The 24,015-nt window shown below is 71.8% G+C and carries 21 protein-coding genes and 1 pseudogene; 6 read left to right on the forward strand and 16 right to left on the reverse strand.

Features of this window, described 5'->3' with window-relative positions; all coding sequences use genetic code 11:
• Positions 1 to 128: 128 nt before the first annotated feature.
• The 3 genes from AC3A3L_RS19680 to AC3A3L_RS19690 all read right to left on the reverse strand — a co-directional run bounded on the left by AC3A3L_RS19680 (position 129) and on the right by AC3A3L_RS19690 (position 3,435).
• Positions 129 to 974 (reverse strand): aldo/keto reductase, encoded by an 846-nt coding sequence (locus AC3A3L_RS19680; protein WP_487641737.1) that lies wholly within the window; start codon positions 972 to 974, stop codon positions 129 to 131.
• A gap of 41 nt (positions 975 to 1,015) precedes the next feature.
• Positions 1,016 to 1,759 (reverse strand): pentapeptide repeat-containing protein, encoded by a 744-nt coding sequence (locus AC3A3L_RS19685; protein WP_487641738.1) that lies wholly within the window; start codon positions 1,757 to 1,759, stop codon positions 1,016 to 1,018.
• A gap of 305 nt (positions 1,760 to 2,064) precedes the next feature.
• Positions 2,065 to 3,435 (reverse strand): FAD-binding oxidoreductase, encoded by a 1,371-nt coding sequence (locus AC3A3L_RS19690; protein WP_487641739.1) that lies wholly within the window; start codon positions 3,433 to 3,435, stop codon positions 2,065 to 2,067.
• Positions 3,436 to 3,689: 254 nt separating this feature from the next.
• On the opposite strand from AC3A3L_RS19690, the gene clpB reads away from it, so the two are divergent.
• Positions 3,690 to 6,272, forward strand: coding sequence for an ATP-dependent chaperone ClpB (clpB, locus tag AC3A3L_RS19695; protein ID WP_487641740.1), 2,583 nt, complete (start codon positions 3,690 to 3,692; stop codon positions 6,270 to 6,272).
• A gap of 121 nt (positions 6,273 to 6,393) precedes the next feature.
• Here clpB and AC3A3L_RS19700 read toward each other — a convergent pair whose 3' ends face one another.
• Positions 6,394 to 6,849, reverse strand: a complete 456-nt coding sequence (locus AC3A3L_RS19700) for a globin domain-containing protein (protein ID WP_487641741.1) — start codon at positions 6,847 to 6,849, stop codon at positions 6,394 to 6,396.
• 117 nt (positions 6,850 to 6,966) lie between these two features.
• On the opposite strand from AC3A3L_RS19700, the gene AC3A3L_RS19705 reads away from it, so the two are divergent.
• On the forward strand, positions 6,967 to 7,800 hold the full coding sequence (locus AC3A3L_RS19705; protein WP_487641742.1) for a CPBP family intramembrane glutamic endopeptidase: 834 nt from the start codon (positions 6,967 to 6,969) through the stop codon (positions 7,798 to 7,800).
• Between the two features lie 18 nt (positions 7,801 to 7,818).
• Here AC3A3L_RS19705 and AC3A3L_RS19710 read toward each other — a convergent pair whose 3' ends face one another.
• The 4 genes from AC3A3L_RS19710 to AC3A3L_RS19725 form a co-directional block, all read right to left on the reverse strand.
• Positions 7,819 to 9,717 carry a reprolysin-like metallopeptidase gene (locus tag AC3A3L_RS19710; RefSeq protein ID WP_487641743.1) on the reverse strand — a complete coding sequence of 633 codons (1,899 nt, stop codon included), beginning with the start codon at positions 9,715 to 9,717 and terminating at the stop codon, positions 7,819 to 7,821.
• Positions 9,718 to 9,784: 67 nt separating this feature from the next.
• A complete protein-coding gene (locus AC3A3L_RS19715; protein WP_487641744.1) occupies positions 9,785 to 10,222 on the reverse strand; it encodes a DoxX family protein in 438 nt (145 codons plus the stop codon).
• Between the two features lie 24 nt (positions 10,223 to 10,246).
• Positions 10,247 to 11,674, reverse strand: a complete 1,428-nt coding sequence (locus AC3A3L_RS19720; RefSeq protein WP_487641745.1) for an FAD-binding oxidoreductase — start codon at positions 11,672 to 11,674, stop codon at positions 10,247 to 10,249.
• Between the two features lie 33 nt (positions 11,675 to 11,707).
• On the reverse strand, positions 11,708 to 12,619 hold the full coding sequence (locus AC3A3L_RS19725; RefSeq protein ID WP_487641746.1) for an AEC family transporter: 912 nt from the start codon (positions 12,617 to 12,619) through the stop codon (positions 11,708 to 11,710).
• 77 nt (positions 12,620 to 12,696) lie between these two features.
• Between AC3A3L_RS19725 and AC3A3L_RS19730 the strand changes: the two genes are divergently transcribed.
• The gene (locus AC3A3L_RS19730) at positions 12,697 to 13,629 is read left to right on the forward strand and encodes a 2-hydroxyacid dehydrogenase (protein ID WP_487641747.1); all 933 of its coding nucleotides are present in this window, start codon (positions 12,697 to 12,699) and stop codon (positions 13,627 to 13,629) included.
• Positions 13,630 to 13,640: 11 nt separating this feature from the next.
• Here the strand turns inward: AC3A3L_RS19730 and AC3A3L_RS19735 are convergent.
• Positions 13,641 to 14,872: pseudogene (locus tag AC3A3L_RS19735) on the reverse strand (alpha-hydroxy acid oxidase).
• A gap of 87 nt (positions 14,873 to 14,959) precedes the next feature.
• Between AC3A3L_RS19735 and AC3A3L_RS19740 the strand changes: the two are divergent.
• Together AC3A3L_RS19740 and AC3A3L_RS19745 are read left to right on the forward strand one after the other, a co-directional pair.
• Complete coding sequence (locus AC3A3L_RS19740) at positions 14,960 to 16,117, forward strand: L-talarate/galactarate dehydratase (protein WP_487641748.1); 1,158 nt, start codon at positions 14,960 to 14,962, stop codon at positions 16,115 to 16,117.
• A 49-nt stretch (positions 16,118 to 16,166) separates the two neighbouring features.
• On the forward strand, positions 16,167 to 16,841 hold the full coding sequence (locus AC3A3L_RS19745; RefSeq protein ID WP_487641749.1) for a FadR/GntR family transcriptional regulator: 675 nt from the start codon (positions 16,167 to 16,169) through the stop codon (positions 16,839 to 16,841).
• A 35-nt stretch (positions 16,842 to 16,876) separates the two neighbouring features.
• Here AC3A3L_RS19745 and AC3A3L_RS19750 read toward each other — a convergent pair whose 3' ends face one another.
• The 7 genes from AC3A3L_RS19750 to AC3A3L_RS19780 form a co-directional block, all read right to left on the reverse strand.
• Positions 16,877 to 17,203, reverse strand: a complete 327-nt coding sequence (locus tag AC3A3L_RS19750) for an ArsR/SmtB family transcription factor (protein ID WP_487641750.1) — start codon at positions 17,201 to 17,203, stop codon at positions 16,877 to 16,879.
• A gap of 1 nt (position 17,204) precedes the next feature.
• Entirely contained in the window at positions 17,205 to 17,846 is a 642-nt protein-coding gene (locus AC3A3L_RS19755) for an SRPBCC family protein (protein WP_487641751.1), read from the reverse strand.
• Positions 17,847 to 17,957: 111 nt separating this feature from the next.
• Entirely contained in the window at positions 17,958 to 19,223 is a 1,266-nt protein-coding gene (locus tag AC3A3L_RS19760; protein ID WP_487641752.1) for a glucarate dehydratase family protein, read from the reverse strand.
• Between the two features lie 16 nt (positions 19,224 to 19,239).
• Positions 19,240 to 19,647 carry a universal stress protein gene (locus tag AC3A3L_RS19765; protein ID WP_487641753.1) on the reverse strand — a complete coding sequence of 136 codons (408 nt, stop codon included), beginning with the start codon at positions 19,645 to 19,647 and terminating at the stop codon, positions 19,240 to 19,242.
• Positions 19,644 to 21,182, reverse strand: coding sequence for a tripartite tricarboxylate transporter permease (locus AC3A3L_RS19770; RefSeq protein WP_487641754.1), 1,539 nt, complete (start codon positions 21,180 to 21,182; stop codon positions 19,644 to 19,646). The genes AC3A3L_RS19765 and AC3A3L_RS19770 overlap by 4 nt, the downstream gene beginning before the upstream one ends.
• A 30-nt stretch (positions 21,183 to 21,212) precedes the next feature.
• Complete coding sequence (locus AC3A3L_RS19775) at positions 21,213 to 21,788, reverse strand: tripartite tricarboxylate transporter TctB family protein (protein ID WP_487641755.1); 576 nt, start codon at positions 21,786 to 21,788, stop codon at positions 21,213 to 21,215.
• Positions 21,789 to 21,891: 103 nt separating this feature from the next.
• Positions 21,892 to 22,893, reverse strand: a complete 1,002-nt coding sequence (locus tag AC3A3L_RS19780; protein WP_487641756.1) for a Bug family tripartite tricarboxylate transporter substrate binding protein — start codon at positions 22,891 to 22,893, stop codon at positions 21,892 to 21,894.
• 112 nt (positions 22,894 to 23,005) lie between these two features.
• On the opposite strand from AC3A3L_RS19780, the gene AC3A3L_RS19785 reads away from it, so the two are divergent.
• A complete protein-coding gene (locus tag AC3A3L_RS19785) occupies positions 23,006 to 23,917 on the forward strand; it encodes a LysR substrate-binding domain-containing protein (RefSeq protein ID WP_487641757.1) in 912 nt (303 codons plus the stop codon).
• The last annotated feature ends 98 nt before the right edge of the window (positions 23,918 to 24,015 follow it).

Consider the following 24,015-nt stretch of genomic DNA (forward strand, 5'->3'; position numbering starts at 1 on the left):
TGAAGGCAGTTCGCGAGCCACGGCAACGCCGCCACGCTCAGCGCCACGGCGACCGGCGCGAACTGCCTGCACGGTGCACGTGACAGAGGCCCGGCCCCGGGTGGGGTCGGGCCTCCGTCGAGGTGGGATCAGCCGGGGATGTAGTCGAACGTGTCGGGGTTGGGCCCGGTGCGGCCGTCCTCGCCGCGGTCGAGGCCGGAGATGCGGGCGACCTCGTCGTCGGTGAGCGAGAAGTCGAAGATCTCGAAGTTCTCCTTCATCCGCTCGGGATTGACCGACTTGGGGAAGACGATGTCGCCGCGCTCGACGTGCCAGCGCAGGGTCACCTGGGCGGTCGACCTCCCCTTCGCCTCGGCGATCTCCGTGATGACGGAGTCGTCGAGCACCGCACCCTGCGCGATCGGCGACCAGGCCTCGGTGGCGACGCCGTGCTTCGCGTTGGCCGCGCGGACGTCGTCGTTGGTGAAGTAGGGGTGCACCTCGACCTGGTTGATCACGGGGACGACGCCCGTCTCGTCGACGAGCCGCTGGAGGTGGGCGGGCTGGAAGTTGGAGACGCCCACCGACGCCGCACGGCCGTCCTCGACGAAGGACGCCAGGGTGCGCCAGGTCGAGACGAAGTCCCCGTCGTAGCGGGTCGGCAGCGGCCAGTGGATGAGGAACAGGTCGACGCGGTCGAGGCCGAGGTCCGCGAGGGTCCTGTCGAAGGCGCGCTCGGCCTCCGCCGGCTCGTGGAAGCCGTTGTTGAGCTTGGAGGTCACGTAGACCTCGTCGCGCGCGATCCCGGAGGAGCGCAGCGCCTCGCCCACCTCCTTCTCGTTGCCGTACATCTCGGCCGTGTCGATGTGGCGGTAGCCAACCTCGAGGGCCCGCGTCACCGCCTCCGCGGTGTCGGCGGGGTCGATCTGGAACACGCCGAAGCCGAGCTGCGGGATGGACGTGCCGTCGTGGAGCTTGATGCTGGGAACGGTCATGCCAGGCACAGCACGACCCGCCGGGGAGGTATTCCGCCGGTTCAGGAACGCCAGCGTGCCGGGCGCGACAAACCCTCCGGAAGGGTGGTCACCGCGTCGCCGACGGCAGCGTTGACCTGCGGCTGCGTGAGGAAGAGGACGGTCGAGAGGTCGCAGCCGCGTACGTCGGCGTCGCGCAGGTCGGCGCCGAGCAGGTCGGCCTCCCGCAGGTCGGCGTCGCGGAGGTCGGCGGCGATCAGCAGGGCGCCGCGGAACGACCAGCCGCGGTGGTCACCGGCGATCCGCCGCCCGGCGAGGTCGGCTCGCGTGCGGTCCCGGGCAGCGGGCCACGTCCGTCGTACGCGCGAGCTGGCCTCGGACAGCAGGCGCCCCACCCGCTCGTGCAGGTCGTCCACGTCGGCGAGGAGCAGCGTCTCGGGATCGGCGGCGGTGAGCTCCTCGATCTCGGCGCGTACGACGCCGGCGCCGGGGTCGGGCGAGCGACGGTCGACCTCGGTGAGGTGCACGAGCATCTCGTGGAGCTGGCGCATCACCGTCAGCACCGCGGCCATCTCGGCCATCCGGTGCGGTGGGTTGCCCGGGTCGCGCCACGAGACGCCGCCGTAGGTGACCTGGGAGACCTGCTGGCCCGCCCCGAAGCACTCGAAGACGGTGCACCCGGGCCAGCCGTCCTCACGCAGGGTCGCGTGGATGCGGCAGCGGTCGTCCTCGAGCAGGTTGAGGCACGGTCGCCCGCCGGGCTTGTCGACGCCGAAGCCGGCCGAGGCGGAGAAGGGGAGCAGCACGCAGCAGAGGCCGAAGCAGCGCGTGCAGTCAGAGCTCAACCCGGGTGTCGCCACCCGGGGATCGTCGCACGGGTGTGGTGAGGGCCCGCGAGGGTCCTCAGGCGTACCAGCCGCTCTGGATGGCGAAGGCGTTGACGAACAGCAGCACCACGAACGCGACCCCGACGAAGCGGTTGTCGAAGATCAGCTTGCTCATAGCACCACTCTGCCCGCTTGTCCGCGGAATGAAACAGATCGACGGTAAAGCCTTCGCCTCCCGCAGCGATTTGCCCACTTTGGGACAGCGGTCGAGCGGCGCCCGCGAATCAGGCCGGTGCGATGTTCTGGTTGTGCCGGAACATGTTGTCCGGGTCGTGCTCCCGCTTCACCTGCTGGAGCCGGTCGTAGTTCCCCCGGTAGTTCTGGCGGATCCGGCCCTGGTCGTCGTCGGCCATGAAGTTGATGTAGCCGCCCTCCTCCGAGTGCGGCGCGATCGCGTCGTAGTAGCCCCGGACCCAGGCCGTGTTCTGCTCGTCGTCCGCCGCGTCCGGCCACATGCCGGCGATCACGGTCGCGAAGCTGGCGTCGCGGTAGGCGAACGCCGTCGCGTCCGACTCGACCCGGTGGCAGGCGCCGTTGATCGGGTAGATGTGCATGGTCGACGTCATCGCGGGGACCTTCGACCCGTGCTCGACGTGCGCCTCGATCGCCTCGTCGGTGAGCTCCTTGGCGAAGCTCGCCTTCCAGTAGTGGCGCAGGCCCACGGGGTAGAGGTCGTCGAAGGCGGCGTTGAGGGCCGGGTACGGCATCGGGCCGACCAGCTCGGCGACGGTCGGCGCGAGGTCGCGGAACGGCTTGAGGACCTCCTCGCCCTTCTCGACGTCACCCGCCCAGCAGGCCACGAAGAGCGCGAGCGTCGTACCGTGGCGCTCCTCCGGGATGAACGGCAACGGGGGCGCGATCTGGTAGGCCGGGAAGCCGCCGAACTGCCCCGGCGCGTCCGCGATGAACTCGCGGTAGAGCCGGAAGAGGTCGCCGGCGCGGTCGAGCTCGAAGAACATCGGACCCCCGTAGATGTCCTCGACCGGGCTCAGCCGGAACTCGAAGGACGTCACGACGCCGAAGTTCCCGCCGCCGCCGCGGATGGCCCAGAACAGGTCCGCGTCGTCCTTCTCGCTGGCGAGGCGGAAGGTGCCGTCGGCCGTCACCACGTCCGCCGCCACCAGGTTGTCGAGGGACAGCCCGAGGCCCCGCGCGAGGTAGCCGATGCCGCCGCCGAGGGTCAGGCCGCCGACGCCCGTGGTCGAGATGATGCCGCCAGTGGTGGCGAGGCCGAACGGGTAGGTCGCGGAGTTCAGGTCGCCCCACGTCGCACCGCCGGCAACCCGGGCGGTGCGGTTCACCGGGTCGACCCGGACGTCGCGCATCGCCGACATGTCGACCACCACGGCGTCGTCCGCGGTGCCGAAGCCGGGAACGCTGTGGGCACCACCGCGTACGGCGACCGTCAGCCCGTTGTCGGCGGCGAAGCGCACGGCGGTCATGACGTCGCCGGCGTTCGAGGCCTGCACGACCACGGCGGGGCGCTTGTCGATCATGCCGTTGCGCACGGCACGTGCGGTGTCGTAGTCGGCGTCGGACGGCCCGGTGACCGTCCCCCTGGTCGCGGAGCGCAGCGTCTCCAGGTCGATGCTCATGGTGGCCCTCCTCGAGGCACGGAAGTGTCGGGTCCGGGCGACAGGGGCGTCGAGGAACAGTGTCAGGCAGGGCGTCACGAGCGCCGCGGCACGCGGCAGGTGGTGTCTGCCGACGCTAGTCGTCGCCGGCGGTCGCTCACAGTGCCCAAAGTGGTCAAATCCGTAGAGTTGAGGGGAATCGACTCAACTTCTGGCGCGTTGGACAGAGCGAGGCCACAGTGGTCTCCGACACGCGCACATCCTGAGGAGATGAGTTGAGCCAGTTCGGTGCCGAGAAGTTCACCACCCGCAGCCGCGAGGTCGTCGAGGCTGCCCAGCTCGCCGCGACCACCGGCGGCAACACCACCACCGAGCCCATCCACCTGCTCGTCGCCCTGCTCAAGCAGGAGGACGGTGCCACCCGCAGCCTGGTGCAGAAGGCCGGCGTCGACCCGGCGCCGCTGCTGGCCCAGGCCGAGGGCGCGCTGCAGCAGCTGCCCCGCGCCACCGGGTCGACCGTCCAGCAGCCGAGCGCGTCCGCGTCGCTGACGCGCGTGCTCGCCCAGGCGCTCGACCTCGCGGCGTCGATGAAGGACGACTACGTCGCCACCGACCACCTGCTCGTCGCCACGGCCACCGTCGAGTCGAGCGCGCAGAAGGTGCTGACCGACGCCGGCCTCACCGCGGCCGGGCTCCGGGAGGCGATCACCGCGGTGCGCGGCAACCGCCGCGTGACCAGCGAGAGCGCCGAGGCGTCGTACGAGTCGCTGGAGAAGTTCTCCGTCGACCTCACCCGCGCCGCCGAGGAGGGCCGGCTCGACCCGGTCATCGGCCGTGACGCCGAGATCCGCCGCGTGATCCAGGTGCTGTCGCGGCGCACCAAGAACAACCCCGTGCTCATCGGCGAGCCCGGCGTCGGCAAGACCGCCGTCGTCGAGGGCCTCGCCCAGCGCGTCGTCGCCGGCGACGTGCCCGACTCGCTGAAGGGTCGCCGCGTGCTGTCGCTCGACCTCGCGGCTATGGTCGCAGGCGCGAAGTACCGCGGCGAGTTCGAGGAGCGGCTCAAGGCCGTCCTCGAGGAGATCAAGGACGCCGGCGGGCAGGTCATCACCTTCATCGACGAGCTCCACACCGTCGTCGGCGCGGGCGCCGGCGGCGACTCCGCCATGGACGCCGGCAACATGCTCAAGCCGATGCTCGCCCGCGGTGAGCTGCACATGATCGGCGCGACGACGCTCGACGAGTACCGCGAGCGCATCGAGAAGGACCCCGCCCTGGAACGCCGCTTCCAGCAGGTCTTCGTCGGCGAGCCCAGCGTCGAGGACACGATCCAGATCCTGCGCGGCATCCAGGAGAAGTACGAGGCGCACCACGGCGTCCGCATCACCGACGCCGCGCTGGTCGCGGCCGCCACGCTGTCCGACCGCTACATCACCGGCCGCCAGCTGCCCGACAAGGCCATCGACCTCATCGACGAGGCGTCCTCGCGCCTGCGGATGGAGCACGAGTCCTCGCCCGAGGAGATCGACCAGCTCCGCCGCCGGGTCGAGCGGCTCAAGATGGAGGAGTTCGCGCTCGCCAAGGAGACCGACGCCGCGTCGGCCGAGCGGCTCGAGGTGCTGCGCAAGGACCTCGCCGACCGTGAGGAGGAGCTGCGCGGGCTCGAGACCCGATGGGAGCGCGAGAAGGACCAGCTGCAGGGCGAGGGCGAGCTGCGTCGCCAGCTCGACCAGCTCAAGATCGAGGCCGAGAAGAAGCTGCGCGAGGGTGACCTCGCCGGCGCCTCGGAGATCCAGTACGGCCAGATCCCTGCGCTCGAGAAGCAGATCGACGAGGTCGAGAAGGCCGAGCTGGCCGACATCGAGCCCCTCGTGGGCGAGGAGGTCGGCGCCGAGCAGATCGCCGACGTCGTCGAGGCCTGGACCGGCATCCCCACTGGCAAGATGCTGCAGGGCGAGACCGCCAAGCTGCTCGAGATGGAGTCGGTCATCGGCGAGCGCCTGATCGGACAGCGCGAGGCCGTCACCGCGGTCAGTGACGCCGTACGCCGCTCGCGCGCCGGCATCGCCGACCCCAACCGCCCGACCGGGTCGTTCCTCTTCCTCGGCCCCACCGGCACCGGCAAGACCGAGCTCGCCAAGTCGCTCGCCGACTTCCTCTTCGACGACGAGCGGGCGATCGTCCGCATCGACATGAGCGAGTACAGCGAGAAGCACTCGGTCTCGCGGCTCGTCGGTGCCCCTCCCGGCTACGTCGGCTACGACGAGGGTGGCCAGCTGACCGAGGCCGTGCGGCGGCGCCCCTACAGCGTCGTGCTGCTCGACGAGGTCGAGAAGGCGCACCCCGAGGTCTTCGACATCCTGCTGCAGGTGCTCGACGACGGCCGCCTCACCGACGGCCAGGGCCGCACGGTCGACTTCCGCAACACGCTGCTGATCCTCACCTCCAACCTCGGCTCGAACTTCCTGGTCGACCCGAACCTCATGCCCGACACCAAGAAGATGTCGGTGAGGAACGTGGTGCGCCAGCACTTCAAGCCGGAGTTCCTGAACCGGCTCGACGAGGTCGTGATGTTCGAGGCGCTGTCGAAGGACGACCTCGCGCACATCGTCGACCTGCAGCTCGCGCTCCTCGAGCAGCGGCTCGCGGTCCGGCGGATCACCATCTCGGTGACCGACGCGGCGCGCGCCTGGCTGGCCGAGACCGGCTACGACCCGGCGTACGGCGCCCGGCCGCTGCGCCGGCTCATCCAGTCGGCCATCGGCGACCCGCTCGCCCGGCTGCTGATCGCCGGCCAGGTCACCGACGGTGGCGCGGTGACGGTCGACGTGGGTGACGACGGGCTGACGCTGTCCTAGTCATCGTCGGTGGCCGCTGGCCTGACCCGACCTGTCGGAGTCCCCGCTCGAGCGGGGATCCTGACTCCTGGAGGCCGTTGCAAAGGCCTCCAAGAGTCAGAATCCCTCGCCCAGTACGGCGTCATGTCGGGCCGTCCCAGTCCCAGTGGGGCAGCGACAGGTCGTCCGGCACGTCGTCCTTCGAGCGTCCCCACGCCTGGAAGGGGCCGGTCGCGGCCCACGTGACGTAGTCGGCGATCGCCTGCCGGACCTCCGGGTCGGCAGGCACGCCGGCCTCGTCGAACGAGTCGACGACGCACTGCACGAACCGCGGGCTCGCCTCCACGGCGTACTCCGCCTCGCCCGCGTGCAGGCGCTGCACGTGGGACTCGGTGCCGCCCATCCCGGTGGTGTACGTCGGCGGGCCGCCGAGCGCCTCGGCCCAGTAGGCCGCCAGCCGAGCGGTGTGGTCCGGCTGGTTGTCGGCGTGCGAGAACGGGTGGTTGAGCAACGGGTCGGCCAGGCACCGCTGGTGCGTCGCCTCGGCCAGGCGGACGAACACCTCCATGCCGCCCGCCGCCTCGTAGATCGTGCTCACCTGTCGATGGTCGTACAACCGGGGCCGTCGGTCGAGGCGGGCAGCGAAGGGATTCCCTCACTGAGCGGTGGGCAGGTTCTCAGCGGCGGCTCAGCCGGTTGCGGGATGCTGGGGTGCGTGAGCACGGCGACCGAGGTGACGAGACCGTGGTGGCGACTCCGTGACACGCCCGTCCCGGGCGGCGTGCCGGAGCTGGCGAAGGCGCTGCTGTGGACCGAGCTGGCGATCGTGCTGCTGGTGTCGCTGGGCCGGAGCGCGGTCTACTCGGTCGTCAGCATCGTCTCGGCGCTGACCGCCCCGGGACCGCTGTCGTCGCAGGCGGCGAACCTCAACAACTCGCTCGCCCCGGACCGGCCGTGGCTCGACCTGACCTACCAGCTGCTGCGGATCGGGTTCGCGCTCGTGCCGGTGGCGCTGGCGGCGTACCTGCTGGTGCGCTCCGGGAGCAGGCTCAAGGACGTCTGGGCGCGCGACGGCGGCTGGAGCACCCTCGGCGACTGGGGACGCGGCGCGCTCCTCGCGGCCGGCGTCGGCTCGGTGGGAGTGGTCTTCTACCTCGCCACCTTCGCGCTCGGCACCAACCTCACGGTCGTCGCCCAGTCGTTGCCGGGGGAGTGGTGGCGGGTGCCGGTGCTGGTGCTCGCGGCGGCGCAGAACGCCGTGCTCGAGGAGTTCATCGTCCTCGGCTTCGTGCAGGTGCGGCTGCGCCAGATCGGCTTCGGCGACACCGCCGCCATCGGGCTGGCGGCCCTCCTGAGGGGCAGCTACCACCTGTACCAGGGCCTGGGCGGCTTCGTCGGCAACCTCGCGATGGGCCTGCTCTTCGGCTGGCTCTTCCGCCGCTGGGGACGGGTGATGCCGTTCGTCGTCGCCCACACGCTGCTCGACGTCGGGGCCTTCGTGGGGTACGCCGTGCTCGCCGGGCGGGTCGACTGGTTGCCGACCCTGTGACCCGCCCGGCGGCGACGCTCAGCGGCGGATCTTGACGTTCTTCGAGCTCCGCCGCGCCTTCTCGTAGCCCTTCTTCTTGGCCGTCACCCGGACCGAGATCTTCTTGCCGCGGTCCTTGGCGCGGACGCGGTAGGTCGCCTTCTTGGCGCCCTTGATCTTCTTGCCGTTCTTCAGCCACTGGTAGCGCACCTTGACGCTCTTCTTGGCCGGCTTGGGCTTCCAGCCCTTCACCTTGACCGAGAGCACCCGGCCGGCGCGCGGCACGCCGCGCAGCTTGGGCCGCTTCGTGCGGAAGAGCGCCTTGCCGACGACGACGGAGGCAGCCGGGGCGACCACCGTCGGGTAGAACGGCGCAGAGCCGGACACCTGGAGGCTGAGCGTCTTGCCGATGTCACGCCGTCCGAGCTCGAAGGTGCTGGCCGTGGCGCCCGGGACCGCGACGCCGTCGAGCAGCCACTGGTAGCCCAGGGTGACGGTCGGGGACCACGGCGTGGTGGTCGCCTCCGCGATGCCCTTGAAGCGGGCGCGGCCGGCGATGCTCGCCGTGCCGGGGTAGATCTGCGACTGGCGGTAGCCCGCGACAGCGGCGACCTGCTCGTTGATCGCTTGCGCGTTCTGGGTCGCGGCGGTGCCCTGGGCGCGGCCGTTGTAGGCGATGTTGGGGTTGGAGAAGTAGCCGATGCGGGTGCAGTTGACCTGGGCGCGGGCGCACTGGTCGTAGTAGGCCATGACGGTGATCGTCCGAGCTGCCACGTCGACGTAGCCCCGGGCGTAGGGCTTCCCGTCGGTCGGCGGCTGGGACGCGCCGGCGTCGTGGTGGGCGCTGAAGTTGTGGCCCACCTCGTGGGCGAACGCACGGAACTCGGTGGCGCACGCGGCGGCGTAGACGACCGACCAGGCGGCGTACTGCGGGTCGTACTGCGGGTCGGTCCCGCCGAGGTAGGCGATCCCGCACGACGCGCCGGCAGGCACGCTGCCCGCCAGCCAGAGGCTCACCAGGTCGGCGTGGGTCTCCTCGCGCAGGCCCTGCGCCTCGTCGAAGATGCCGTCGCCCGGGGTGCCGAGCGCCCTGAGGTTGGTGACCAGGTCGGACGACTGCGTCGCGGCGACCTGTCGGGTGCCCACCAGTCGCACGCGGGTGGCGACGCCGGAGGTGGCGAAGGCCTCGTTGGTCTGGGTGATGCCGAGCGCGAACTGGGCCTGCATCGCCGCCTGGCCCATCTGGGCGACCAGCTGCGCGGGATAGACGATCGCGATGTCGACGGTGTCGGGCGCGTCGCTCGCGGCGATCGGCGGCGCGCCGCCGGCGCCGGCGCTGTCGTGACTCACACGAGGCGTGGCGCCGTGGTCGTGGTGGTCGTGCGACCCGGACTTCGCTCCAGCGCCGCCCGGCCGCTCGGGCAGCAGGACGTCGTCACCGCCCGGCGGGTCACCCGCCTCGTCGACGACGTAGTCGCCCTCGGGAGTGCTGCGCACCTCGAAGGTGCCGTGCTCGACGGAGGCGACGTTGATGTGGGTGACCCCGCCGACCACGACGCCGGTGACGCTGCCCTTCTCGCCGACGATGCCGCCGGACCACGACGTGACGCCCGCGGCGTCGGTGCGCTGGTCGACGGCCGCGGTGACGGTCGTGTCGTCGAACAGCGCGAGGCTGATGCGGTCACCGGTGCGTACGGCGTCGAGTGCTGCCGCGTCGACGTCGACGGCTCGCGAGCGCTCGTCGCCCGTGGCCCCGGTGGCCTCGGTGCTGGCGCGGCCCTGCGGGGCGGGGCTGAGCAGCTCGACGGGGCGGCGGTCGTCCGACGACGCGGTGGCCATGGTGACGGGCGCCGCGGTGGCGGCGAGGGCGAGGACGCACAGTCCGGCGACGCCGACGAGTGTCCTGCTGGTGCTCCTGGTGGGCACGGTGATGGGCATGGAGTCCCCCTTCTCTCAGGACCCCCTCTGCCCCCGGTGGCGCAGCCCAAACCCGGGCGGGCGGAAACTACTCGCCCGTCTCGACCTCCTCGCGCTGCTGCTCCTCGCGGAGCACCGGGCGACGACGGGACAGCAGGCCGCCGGCCCACAGCGCCCACAGGACGAGCACCGGCTGGAAGAAGAGCCGGACGAGGCGGGCGCGGTCGGTGTCGAGGCCGAAGGCGTCGGTGCCCTCGGCGTACTGCGCGACGTTTCCGGGGAAGATCGCCACGAAGAAGGCGGCCAGCAGCGCCCCGACCGTGCGCCGGTGCCGCGGTAGCGCGACGAACGCCCCGCCCAGCGCGACCTCGACGACCCCGGAGGCGAGGACGGTGACGTCCTCGTCGACCGGGAACCAGTCGGGCACCTGCGCCCGGAACTCCTCGCGCTGCGTGGTCAGGTGCAGCACGCCTGCGGTCACCATGAAGCCGCCGAGCACCAGGCGGCCGAGGGTCTGTGCCTTCATGCCCTGCAGCCTAGGGCGGACCGGCTAGGAGGCGGGCGGCACGAGGACGCCGGGGTTCATCAGCCCGGCCGGGTCGAGCGCCTGCTTCACGGCGCGCATCAGGTCGACCTCGACGTCGGACTTGTACGACGCCGCTGCCGCCGCCTTGGTGCGACCCAGCCCGTGCTCGGCGCTGATCGAGCCCGCCTCGCGAGCCACCGACTCGTAGATGGCCCTCGTCAGGTCGCTCGCCGCTGCCCGCAGTGCGTCGTCGTCGCTGCGGCCGTCGGCCAGCGGTGCGTTGAGGTTGTAGTGGAGGTTGCCGTCGCCGACGTGCCCGTAGGTGACCAGGCGCACGCCCGGGCAGACCTCCTGCAGCCGCGGCCCCATCGCGGTCGCCCACTCCGCGAGCCGGGCGATCGGCAGCGTGACGTCGTGCTTGAGCGTCGCGCCCTCGACCTTCTGCACCTCGGAGATGCCTTCGCGCAGGGCCCACAGCGCCGATCGCTGCGCAGGGCTGCCGGCGATCGCGGCATCGGCGGCGCAGTCGGCCTCCACGGCCTCGCCCAGCAACGACTCGAGGGTCTCGTCGAGCCCGGTGTCCGACGGCGATCCGGCGAGCTCGACCAGGACGTACCAGTCGCTCGGCTCGCTGAGCGGGTCGCTGGCCCCGGGGAGGTGCGCGAGCACGAGGTCGATGGCCTGGCGGTTGGCGATCTCGAACGTCGAGAGGTGCACGCCGGCGTGCTGCTGGGCGAGGCCGAGCAGGGAGACGGCGGCGTCGACGGAAGGCACCGCCACCCAGGCGGTGGCGTGGCGCGGGGTGGCCGGGAAGAGCCGCAGCACGGCGCCGGTGATCACCCCGAGCGTGCCCTCCGCCCCCACGAACAGCTGGGTGAGGTCGTAGCCGGTGTTGTCCTTGCGGAGCCCGCGCAGCCCGTCCCAGACGCGGCCGTCCGGCAGCACGACCTCGAGCCCGAGCACCAGCTCGCGGGTCATGCCGTAGCGCAGCACCGCGGTGCCGCCGGCGTTGGTCGAGAGGTTGCCGCCGATGGTGCAGCTGCCCTCGGAGCCGAGCGACATCGGGAACAGCCGGTCGGCCTTCTCGGCCGCCGCCTGCACGTCGGCCAGCACGACGCCCGCGTCGACGGTGATGGTCCCGGCGACCGGGTCGACGTCGCGGACGCGGCGCATCCGGCCGAGCGACAGCACGACCTGGCTGCCAGAGGCGTCCGGCACCCCGCCGCCGACCAGACCGGTGTTGCCGCCCTGCGGGACGACCGCGACGCCGGCCTCGGCGCAGGCGCCGACGACCGCCGCCACCTCCTCGGTCGAGCCGGGCCGCACCACTGCGAGCGCGCGACCGGCGAGGGTGCCGGTCCAGTCGACGACGTACGCCGCGACGTCGGCGTCGTCGGTCAGGACGTGGTCGGCGCCGATGCTCGTGCGCAGCCGGTCGAGCAGGTCGTCCATGTGGGGGTCCTCCGGTGGTGGGGGGTGTGCGGGTCAGCCCAGGAGCACGGCGACGAGCAGCGCGACGGGCAGCGAGGCGAGGGTGGTGACCAGGATGGTCTCCCGGGCGACATCCTCCCCGACGCGGTAGCGGGTGGCGTGCAGGAAGATGTTCTGGGCGGTCGGCAGGGCGGCCGTGATGACGACGCCGAGCAGCACGCGGTCGTCGAGGTGGAGGGCCACACCCACCAGCCAGGCGACCACCGGCATGACGGTCATCTTGAGCACCGTGGCGACGACGACCTCGCCGTTGTGGCCGGCCCGGCCGATCGGCGGGCTCAGCCTCAGCGCAGCGCCGTACGACATCAGCATGAGCGGGATCGCCGCACCGGCCAGCATCTCCAGCGGCGACATCACCGGGGCCGGCAGCTCCCACCCCGTGGTGGCCAGCACCAGGCCGAGGACCGCGGCGATCGTGAGCGGGTTGGTGACCAGCCGCCGGACCGCGGGGAGCACGCCCTCGCCGCGCCCGGTGATGCGGTCGAGGACGATCAGCGCCGCCGGCTGCACGAGCAGCATCTGCACGAGCAGGGTCGGCACGACGACGGTGATGTCCCCGACGACGTAGGCGGCGATGGCGATGCCGAGGTTGCCCGCGTTGACGTAGGACGACGACAGCGCGCCGATGAGCAGCGAGCCGGTGTCGAGGCGCCAGCGCAGGCGCGCGATGGCGACGTACGCGACGAAGCAGGCGGTGAGGGAGATGGTCGAGGCGACCAGGTTCGCCGCCGCGGTCTCGAGGTGGACCTGGCTGATCGTCACCACCATCAGGGCGGGCGAGGCGACGAAGAAGGCGATCTCGCCGAGGGTGCGCTGCGAGCGGCGGTCGAGCACGCCGACGTGGGCGAGCGCCGCGCCGGCGGCGATGACGACCAGGATCGTGGTGAAGCCGATCAGCAGGCCCATGGCGCTCTCCTTCCGTGCATCGTGCGATAGCGAGGTCGTCTTGGACGCCGTGCCCGGCGCCCCGCAAGGATGGCGTGGTGAGCACCGACACCCAGCACCCGGTCCGCGTCGTCCAGCTCGGCGGGCTGATGCCCTTCGTGCGCGACTGGCTGTCGGAGCGGTACGCCGCCCCGGAGCTGGCCGACCTCCAGGACCCGGCCGGTGTCGTGGTCGCGGTCGTCGGCGGGGGTGCGAAGGCCGGGGCGGCGGAGATGGACGCCCTGCCCGACCTGCGGGCGATCGCGAACTTCGGTGTCGGCTACGACAACGTCGACGTCGCCGAGGCGGAGCGCCGCGGCATCGTCGTCTCCAACACCCCCGACGTGCTCACCGACGCCGTGGCCGACCTGGCGGCGTTCCTGGTCGTCGACGTGCTGCGCGGCATCACGGCCGCCGACCGGTTCGTCCGGAGTGGTGCGTGGGGTCGCGGCGAGAAGCCGCGGCTGACCCGCGACGTGCGCGGCGCGAAGGTCGGCGTGCTCGGCCTGGGCCGGATCGGGAAGGCCGCGGCGGAGCGGCTGGAGGCCTTCGGCGCCGAGATCCACTACCACTCGCGCAGCCCCAAGGACGTCGCCTGGACCTACCACGACAGCCCGGTCGCGCTGGCTCGGGAGAGCGACGTGCTCGTCGTGCTCACCCCGGGCGGGGCAGGGACCGACGGGCTCGTGGACGCCGCCGTGCTGGAGGCGCTCGGCCCCGACGGCTGCCTGGTCAACGTGGCCCGCGGCTCGGTCGTCGACGAGGACGCGCTGGTCGCGGCACTCGAGGCCGGCCGCATCGCCGGTGCCGGGCTCGACGTGTTCGCCGACGAGCCGCGCGTGCCCGCGACCCTGCTGGAGCGCGACGACGTCGTGCTGCTGCCCCACGTGGGAAGCGCGACCGTGGAGACCCGCGAGGCGATGGGCCGGCTCGTGCTCGACAACGTCGACGCGTTCCTCGAGCGCGGCGAGCTGGTGACCCCGGTCGGCTGACGCCGGCGCCCTCATCGGTCCCGCAGCCGGGCGTGCTCGGGGGTGAGGTGCGCCAGGGTGGGCGTGCCGAGCATCCCCATCGCGCGCCGCATCTCGTCGGTGAGCAGGTCGAGCACGTGCGTCACCCCGCGCTGCCCGCCGACCATGAGGCCGTAGAGGTAGGCGCGACCCACCATCACCCCGGTGGCGCCGAGCGCGACGGCCGCGACGACGTCACCGCCGCTGCGGACACCGGAGTCGACGTACACCTCCGTGCGACCGCCGACGGCCTCGACCACGGCGGGCAGCAGCTCGAACGGGACCGGGGCGCGGTCGAGCTGGCGACCGCCGTGGTTGGACAGCACGATCGCGTCCGCGCCGGCGTCGACCGCGGCGAGGGCGTCGACGACCGACTGGACGCCCTTGACGACGACGGGGCCGCCCCACTCCTCGCGCAGCCAGGTGATGTCGGCGGGCCGGATCTCCTGCTCGCGGAGCTCGTTGGACATCCCCCACCGCGCGTACGTCGATCCCTCGGGGAAGGTCGCGAAGCCCAGCGGCTCGGTGGTGAGGATGTCGGCCACCCAGCGCGGGTGCCGGGCCATCCCGGCCATCGTCCGGGCCGTGAGCTGCGGCGGGATGGCGAAGCCGTTCAGCTTGTCCTTGCGCTTCATCCCGGTGACGGTGGTGTCGATGGTGAGCACCAACGCCTCGTAGCCCTGCTCGCGCGCCTCGTCGAGGTGCGCGCGGGTCACGGCGCGGTCCTTCATCAGGTAGACCTGGAACCAGTTGCGGCCGCGCGGTGCGGCCTGCGCGACGTCGGTGATCGAGGTCGTGCGTAGGTCGACAGGGTGTACGGCAGCCCGGCCTGCTGCGCCGCGGCGGCGACCGCGCGCTCGCCCGTGTGGTGGCTCAGCCGCGTGTAGCCGGTCGGCGCGAGGACCATCGGCGCGGCGGCCGGGCGGCCGAGGACCGTCGCGGCGACGTCGGGAGCAGCGACCTGGCCGAACGCCGTGGGCCGGAGCTCCACCCGGTCGAAGGCGTCGGTGTTGCGGCGCATCGCGAGCTCGGAGTCGGAGCCGCCGGCGACGTAGTCCCAGACCGCGCCGGGGACGCGGCGCCGGGCCAGCCGCTCGACGTCGTCGACCGACAGGCAGCGCGCCAGGCGACGTCGTACGGCATCGCGCTCGACGGGCCGTGGCCGCAGGAACGGCTCGAGGTCCCGCCATCGCGGGACCTGTCGACGGCTGCTGACCTGGCTCATCAGGACTCCTCGCGGAACGGGCTTGACGTACTTATGTAATGAGTTGCACACTCATCATACAAGTTCGTGACGACCCGAGGAACCCCCATGACGCAGACCCTGACCCCGCCCGCCGCGACCGCCACCACCGGCGACCGGATCCGCAGCGTGAAGCTGTCGCACGTGGTGCTCCCGCTGCCCAACCCGGTCAGCGACGCCAAGGTCCTCACCGGCCGCCAGAAGCCGCTCACCGAGACCGTGATGCTCTTTGTCGAGCTCACCACCGAGCAGGGCTTCGAGGGCATGGGGTTCAGCTACTCCAAGCGCGCCGGCGGCAAGGCCCAGTACGCCCACCTCAAGGAGGTCATGGACGTCGCGATCGGCCAGGACCCCAGCGACATCGCGAAGATCTACGAGTCGCTGATGTGGGCCGGCGCCTCGGTCGGCCGCTCGGGCGTCGCCACGCAGGCGGTCGCCGCGCTCGACGTCGCGCTCTACGACCTCAAGGCCCGCCGCGCCGGCCTCCCGCTGGCCAAGCTGCTCGGCGCGCACCGCGACTCGTGCCGCGTCTACAACACCTCCGGCGGCTTCCTCCAGGCCTCCGTCGAGGAGATCAAGGAGAAGGCCACCGCCTCGATCGAGTCCGGCATCGGCGGCATCAAGATCAAGGTCGGCCAGCCCGACTGGCGTGAGGACCTGCGCCGTGTCTCCGCGCTCCGCGAGCACCTCGGCGACGGCCCCTTCATGGTCGACGCCAACCAGCAGTGGGACCGCGCCCGCGCCCGCCGGATGTGCCGCGAGCTCGAGCAGTTCGACCTGATCTGGATCGAGGAGCCGCTCGACGCCTGGGACCACGTCGGCCACGCCGACCTCTCGCAGACCTTCGACACCCCCATCGCCACCGGCGAGATGCTGACCTCGGTCGACGAGCACATGGGCCTGGTCAACGCCGGCTACCGCGGCATCGTGCAGCCCGACGCGCCGCGCATCGGCGGCATCACGCCGTTCCTGCGCTTCGCCACCCTCGCCGCGCACCACCGCCTCGACCTGGCTCCGCACTACGCGATGGAGATCCACCTCCACCTCGCGGCGACCTACCCCACCGAGCCGTGGGTCGAGCACTTCGAGTGGCTGAACCCGCTCTTCGAGGAGCGCATCGACATCCGCGACGGCCAGATCTTCGTGCCGGACCGCCCGGGCCTCGGCTTCACGCTGACCGAGCGCATGCGCGAGCTCACGCTGGAGACCGCTACCTTCGGCGCATGACCACCCCACCACGCCACTCGCTGCGCTCGCGCCGCGTCGGGGACCCCGGGTGAGCTCCACTCTCTCCGCGGCGGTGGTCGCCGGTCTCAAGGACAAGATCCTTGCCGGCGACCTCGCCCCGGGCGCCAAGCTCCCGTCGGAGGCGGAGCTGATCGAGGAGTACGCCGTCTCGCGCACCGTCGTGCGCGAGGCGGTGACCCGCCTCCGGGCGGAGGGCCTCGTGGAGACCCAGCAGGGACGCGGCTCGTTCGTGCTCGCGGTGCCCGAGTCGTCGTCGTTCAGCGTCGAGTCGTCCGCGATCCGCACCCAGGCCGACGTGCTGGCGATGCTCGACTTCCGCATCGGCGTGGAGAGCGAGGCCGCCGCGCTGGCGGCGCTGCACCACACGGCCGCCGACGCCTCGGCGATCCAGGACGCGCTGGCCGGCTTCACGCGGTCCGGGCACGAGGGCGCCGTCGAGGCCGACTTCGCCTTCCACCTCGCCGTGGCGCGCGCGACCGGCAACCGGTTCTACGTCGACCTGCTCGGCTCACTCGGGCCGATGATGATCATGCTGCCGCGCACCCGCCTCAGCGAGGCGTACTCCATGACCGACGCGAGCCACGTCGAGCGGGTCCAGCGCGAGCACGACAACGTCGCCGCCGCCGTCCTCGCCGGTGACGTGGAGACCGCCCGCGCCGCCATGCGGCTCCACCTCGGCAACACCCGGCGCCGCGTCACCTGACGAGTCGGCGCGTGTGTGTGCGTGGAGGGGACTCGTCAGCGGCGGGACCTCTTGCCGCGGGCGATCTCGGTGCCGAGGGCGTCGAGCTTGTGCTCCCAGAACACCCGGAACTGCTCGACCCAGGCGTCGACCTCCTGCAGGCCGGACGGATCGACGGCGTAGAGCCGGCGGGTGCCCTCGGCGCGGACGGTCGCGAAGCCGTTGTCGCGCAGCACCTTGAGGTGCTGGCTCACCGCCGGCTGGCTGATCCCGAACTCCCCGCCGACCCGCGCCGCCACCTCGCCGGCGCTGGTCTCGCCCTCGGCGAGCAGCTCCAGGATGCGGCGGCGCACGGGGTCGCCCAGGACGTCGAACGCGTGCACGTCAGGCCGGCGGCTCGGCGCCGGTGTAGAAGGCGGCCGTCCGGGCGGCCGCCGCGCGCGAGGCGTCCGGGTCGTCGGAGGTAGCGGCGTCCGCCTCGCCCCATCCAGTCGCGGAGCCGGTCATGAAGGACTGGCCCTCTGCGGAGGCGCCCCAGCCCTCGACCTCCTCGTGCGGGATCGTCGTACCGGTCGCGAGGTGCTCGGCCAGCCCCATCAGCCCGAGCTCCCAGCCGACGCCGACGGCACCCGGGCCGTACGTCGCCATGTGCGGGTTGTCCCGCACGTCGGCCGCGTGGCGGAGGGTCAGCGTGGCGCCGTCGGCCGCCTCCTCGAGGTGGACGTCGACCCACGACGTGTCGCCACCGAACTCCCACGTGATGGCGAAGTGCTTCGGTTCGTCGCAGGCGGTCACTTCGCCGCCGGCGTTGCCCTCGACCTGGAAGCGGCCGCCGAGCCGGAGGTCGCCGGAGACCGGGGCGAACCAGCGCGGGATGCGCTCGGGGTCGGTGACGGCCTGCCAGAGGTCGTTGACGTCGGTGGGGTAGGTGCGGGAGGCGACCACGACCTTGACGGGCGTGCCCTCGTGGGTGCTGTCCTCGACGGCGCGGGTCACCGCGCCCAGGTGCTTGACTGCGTCGAACATGGCAGGATCATTGCTCTCTCGCTTATATAAGTCAAGGACGAATAATGATTCCCTGCCGATCAGACGAGCCGACTCGACGTCGCTGGGGCGAGCAGATGCGCCGACTCGACGTCACCAGCGGGAGGTGTTGACCTCGAAGTCCGGCTGGATGGAGCGCATGTAGACGGTGTCCTCGCGCCGGCGCACGCCGCAGGAGAGGTAGAGCTCGTGGAGCTCACCCAGCCGGTCGCGGTCGAGGGAGACGCCGAGCCCGGGGCCCGTCGGCACGGCGACCGAGCCGTCGACGAACGACAGCACGCCGTCGGCGACCACGTCCTGGGTCTTCCACGGGTAGTGGGTGTCGCAGGCGTAGGTGAGGTTCGGCGTCGCGGCGGCGAGGTGCACCATCGCGGCGAGCGAGACGCCGAGGTGGGAGTTGCTGTGCATCGACAGCCCCATGCCCCAGACCTCGGTGATCCCACCGAGCAGGGCCGACTTCCGGAGCCCGCCCCAGAGGTGGTGGTCGGACAGCACGACCTGCACCGCGTCCTGCGCGATCGCGGGCGGCAGGTGCTCCATCGCGATGACGCACATGTTGGTCGCGAGCGGTACGTCGGTGCCGGCCGCGACCTGCGCCATGCCGGGGATGCCGGGGGTCGGGTCCTCGAGGTACTCCACGACCCCGGCCAGCCGGGCCGCCACCTTCAGCGACGTCTCCGGCGTCCAGGCGCCGTTGGGGTCGAGCCGCAGCGGCAGGTCGGGGAAGGCGTCGCGCAGCGCCTCGATCGCCTCGCACTCGTCCTCGGGCGGCAGCACCCCGCCCTTGAGCTTGAGCGAGCCGAAGCCCCAGCCGTCGACCATCCGGCGGGCCTGCTCGACCAGCTGCGACGGCGTGAGCGCCTCGCCCCACGCGTCGTCGGGGAAGCCCGGGTGCCCGGCCCACTTGTAGAACAGGTAGCCGCTGAACGGCACGGCCTCGCGGACGGCGCCGCCGAGCAGGTCGCTGACCGGCACGCCGGCCTCGTGCCCCTGCAGGTCGAGGCAGGCGACCTCGAAGGGGGAGTAGACGGTGTCGACGGCCGAGTCGACGTCGAGCATGCCGCCGAACGACGCACCGCCCCCGCCGGTCTCGCGCCCCAGCACGTCGGTGACGAGGCGGCGCAGCCCGTGGAGGTCGTACGGGTCGTGGCCGGGGAGCACCTCGGCGACCGCGGAGAGCCGGGCGAGGTGCGCCTCGTCGGCGTACGTCTCGCCGAGCCCGAGGAGGCCCGAGTCCGTGTGCAGCTCGACGATCGCCCGCAGGGCGTAGGGCTGGTGGACGCCGACGACGTTGAGCAGCGGTGGGTCCTCGAACGCGACGGGCGTGACGACGACCCGGGAGATGCGGCTGTGGCTCACCTCGGGATCTCCGGGATCACCGGGGAGGCTTGACGGCCAGGATCGGCACGTCGAGGTCGAGGAGCAGGCGCTGGGCGTCGCTGCCGGTGACGAGCTTGCCGACGGGGGAGCGGCGGCGCAGGCCGATCACGACGAGGCGGGCGGAGGCTGCCTCGGCGACCTTGGTGAAGGTCTCGACGATGTCGTCGCCGTGGTCGGACTGGTCGACGCGGGCCGTCACGCCGGCCGCAGCGGCGCGCGCGACGAGCTCGTCGGCGGCGGCCTGGTCGATGAGCTCGCCGTCGACGGTCGAGCGGCGGCGCGGGCTGTTGAGGACGACGACCTCGTCGCCGTGGGCCTTGGCCTCCTCGAGGCCGGCCGCGAGGGCGGCCTCGCCGACCGGGGTGGGGACGTAGCCGATCACGATCGTCGACGGGCTGGTCATCGCAGGGAGTCCTCTCGCTGGACGGTCTCGGGGGTGGTGCTGTCGGTGGCCGGGGTGCTGCGGCGGAAGGCCTTCTTGATCAGCGGGAAGGCGATGACCACGACGACGAAGGCGAGGATGGTGCCGGAGATCGGGCGGGTCACGAAGCCCGTCGCGTCGCCCTCGAAGATCAGCATGGAGCGGCGGAAGCTCGACTCGATCAGCGACCCGAGGACGAACGCCAGGACCATCGGGCCGGGCTCGAAGCCGGTCTTCTTCATCAGGTAGCCGACGACGCCGAAGAAGATCATCAGGAAGATGTCGAAGACGGAGTTGCGGATCGTGTAGACGCCCAGGATCGTGATGAGCGCGGTGATCGGCGCGAGGATCGCGGGCCGCACGCGCAGGATCCGGACAAAGATGCCGACGAGCGGGATGCTCAGCAGCAGCAGGATCAGGTTGCCGATGTACATCGAGTTCACCACGCCCCAGAAGAGGTCGGGGCGCTCGTCGATCAGCTGCGGGCCGGGCGTCACTCCGACGACGAGGAGCGCGGCGTAGAGCATCGCCATCGAGGCGTTGGCCGGGATGCCGATCGTCAGCAGCGGGATGAACGACGACGTGGCGGCCGCGTTGTTGGCCGACTCCGGGCCGGCGACGCCCTCGATGGCACCGCGGCCGAAGCGCTCGGGCTTCTTGGCCACGCGCTTCTCGGCGGCGTACGCCGCGAGCGAGGCCATGACGGCGCCGCCGCCGGGCAGGACGCCGAGGACGAAGCCGATGAACGAGCCGCGGCCGATGGCCGGACCGGCCTCCCTGAGGTCCTTGCGGGACGGCCAGATGTTCGCGATCGCGGCCGGGACGTGCGGCTTGCCGTAGCGCTCCTCGAGGTTGTAGAGGATCTCGCCGACGCCGAAGAGACCCATCGCGACGACGACGAAGTCGATGCCGTCCTCGAGGTTCAGGCTGCCGAAGGTGAACCGGTCGGCGCTGGTGAAGCTGTCGCTGCCGACGGTGGCCAGGAGGAGGCCGACCGCGGCGGCGGCGAGGGCCTTGACGGTGTTGCCGTTGCCGATGGTGGCGACCAGCAGCACGCCGAGCAGCGCCAGGGCGGCGTACTCCGGCGGGCCGAAGTCGAGCGCGAACTCCGCCACGATCGGGCCCAGCAGCGTCAGGCCGATGATCGAGATGGTGGCGCCGATGAAGGAGCCGATGGCGGCGATGCCGAGCGCGGTGCCCGCCTTGCCCTGCTTGGCCAGGGCGAAGCCGTCGAACACGGTGACGACGGAGCTCGCCTCACCGGGGATGCGCAGCAGGACGGACGTGATCGTGCCGCCGTACTGGGCGCCGTAGTAGATGCCGGCGAGCATGATGATCGCCGCGACCGGGTCGTGCGCGCTGTAGACGACCGGCAGCAGGATGGCCATCGTGGCGGCCGGGCCGAGGCCCGGCAGGACGCCGATGAGCATGCCGACGACGACGCCGATCAGGCAGTAGAGCAGGTTGCCGGGCTGGGTGACGACGCCGAAGCCGTCGAGGAAGGCGCTGAGGTCCATGGTGTTCTCTTCCCTGCGCTCAGATGGCGATCAGAGGGCGATCAGGTGGGGCAGCGGGACGGAGAGGGCGTAGAGGAACAGCCCGTAGAACGCCGCGGTCGTGAGGACCGAGATGACGATCGTGCTGCGCCAGGACTCGCCGCCGAGGAAGCGGAGCCAGACGATGCCGAGGAGGACGGCGGGGATCTCGAAGCCGATGACGGGGAGCAGGAAGCCGAGGGCCACGAACGTCGCGGCGCCGACGGCGACGAGCAGGCTCGACCGGGTGAACTTCTCCGTGTCGTCGAGGTGGCGGCCCACGACCAGGAGCACCACGGCGAGGACGACGATCAGGCACGAGATGATGAACGGCCACAGGCCGGGGCCGGGGCGTCGCAGCGATCCCAGACCGTAGCCGTAGGAGAGCCAGGCGCCGGCGAGGCCGACCAGCAGCACGAAGGTCGCCGAGACCACCTGGTACGCCGGGCCTCCCGCGGGCGGTCGCTCGTCGGCGAGGTCCTGGGCGACCTCGGCCTTGATCTCCGCGAGGATGTCGCGCTCCTGCTCGACGTCCGCGGCGTCCGGGGTGGCTCCTGGCGCAGCCGGACGGGGCTGGGTCTCGCTCATGTGGGTCTCGTCTCCGTGCGATTGAGGGCGGGGGTCTCCCTCGGTGGGGGTGGTGCGGGCCGGTCCCGGGAGGTTCCGGGACCAGCCCGGGACCGGCCCGGGATCAGCTGGCGTCGCCGAGGTCGATGCCGTACTCCTCGACCAGGTCGGCGTAGCGCTGCTTGTCCTCCTCGAGCTGGGCGACGACCTCGTCACCCGAGATCTCCATGGGGGTGAGGTTGTTCTGCTCGTTGAAGTCCTGGTACTCCGACGTCTCGAACGTCGCCTGCATGGCCTCGGCGATCGAGTCCTGGACGTCCTGCGGCGTGCCCTTCGGCACGGTCATGAAGCGGTACTGCGCGACCTCGACGTCGAGGCCGGACTCCTGGGCGGTCGGCACGTCGGGGAGGAACTCCACGCGCTCGGGGCCGAAGACGACGATCGGGACGATCTTCTCGGAGCGGATGTTCTCGATCGCCTCGCCGACCTGCAGGCAGGCGGTGTCGACCTGGTCGCCGAGGAGGGCGGTGAGCGCGGGGGCGCCGCCGTCGAAGGGGATCGCCTCGGCCGGCGTCTTGTTGACGTTGAAGGTCAGCGCGCAGGCGAGCTGGGCGCCCGTTCCGACACCCGTGGTGCCGTAGGTGATCTTGCCGTCGGCGTCCTTGAAGGAGTCGATGGAGTCGAAGCCCGAGCCCTTGCTCGCGACGAGGACGTAGTCGTCGCGCGAGACGCCCTGGACGACGTCGAAGTCGTCGATGCTGGTGACCTGGTCCTCCGGGACGGCCAGCGGCGTGATGGCGAAGAGCGAGGCGTTCTGGACCGAGATGGTCGAGCCGTCCGGCTCGGCCTTGGCGACCTCGGCGGCGGCGAGCGCGCCGTTGGCGCCCTCGCGGTTGATCACGGGGAAGGAGCCGCCGAGCTCGTCGGAGAGGCCCTGGGAGATCTGGCGGCTGATCAGGTCGGAGGAGCCTCCGGCGGACGCGCCGACCGGCATGTTGACCGACCCGGTCGGGTAGTCGCCGCTGTCGCTGCCGCCACCGGCCGTCGTCTGGACGCCGCCACAGGCGGACAGGGCAAGGGCAGCGCCGGCGGCGACGGCCGCCAGGCTGAAGGTCTGCTTGCGCATGGAGGTGCTCCTTGTTCGGGATGTGACCACCGACACTAGGTTTGCGCTTCGATGCCGGTCCAAGCCCAATTCGGCATGGACTGATCCATCTCGTGCATCGTACCCTCGCCCGGTGATCACCCTCGACCAGGTCCGATCCTTCGTCGCCGTCGCCGAGGAGCTCCACTTCGGGCGGGCCGCCGAGCGGCTCCAGATGACCCAGCCGCCGCTGTCGCGACAGATCCAGAAGCTGGAGAAGTCGGTGGGCGCCCGCCTCCTCGAGCGCGACAACCGACGCGTCGAGCTGACCGGCGCCGGGTTCGCGTTCCTCGACGAGGCCTACCGGCTGCTCAACCTCGTCGAGGGCGCCGGCGACCTCGCGCGGCGGGTCGACGCAGGCGCTGCCGGCGTCGTACGCCTCGGCTTCACCGCGGTGTCGGCGATCTCGATCCTCGGTCCGCTGCTCCGGCGCCTCACCGCCGAGCTCCCCGACGTGGAGGTCGTGCTCTCCGAGCGGGTCACCAACGCCCAGGTCGACGGCATCCGGCGCGGCGAGCTCGACATCGGCCTGGCCCGACCGCCGTTCGACACCTCGCTGCTGCGCTCCCGCGTCGTGCTGCGTGAGCCCTTCATGGCCGTCGTCCCGGTGACGCACCCCCTCGCGGAGATCGCACGGCCGCTGACCTCCGACGACTTCGAGGGCGAGACGGTCATCGGCTACAACCCCGACCAGTCGCGCTACTTCCACGAGCTGTCGGTCCGCTTCTTCGCCAACGCCCATCCCCGCATCGACCAGCGGGTGCACCAGGTGCTGACGGCGATGCTCCTCGTGTCCGCCGAGCGGGGGGTGACGCTGGCGCCCGCGTCCGCGGCGTCGCTGCACGTCGACGGCGTGGTCTTCAAGGAGCTCGCCCACCACGGTGGCGACACCCGGGTCGACGCCGACCCCGACCGGCCGGTCGAGCTGCACGCCATCTGGTCGCGCGAGGCGGTGACTCCCGTCGTACGCCGCGTGCTCGACGTCGTGACCGGTCACCCCGGCTGACCGCGTCGAGGGCGCCTGTTTCTCCACAGTGTCAAGGAAGCCCTGCGCTCGTCAGGACAGGAGGCTTAGAGTCGGGGGTGCCGCGAGGGCGACGCGAC

Source organism: Nocardioides sp. Soil_C_8, assembly GCF_057656315.1.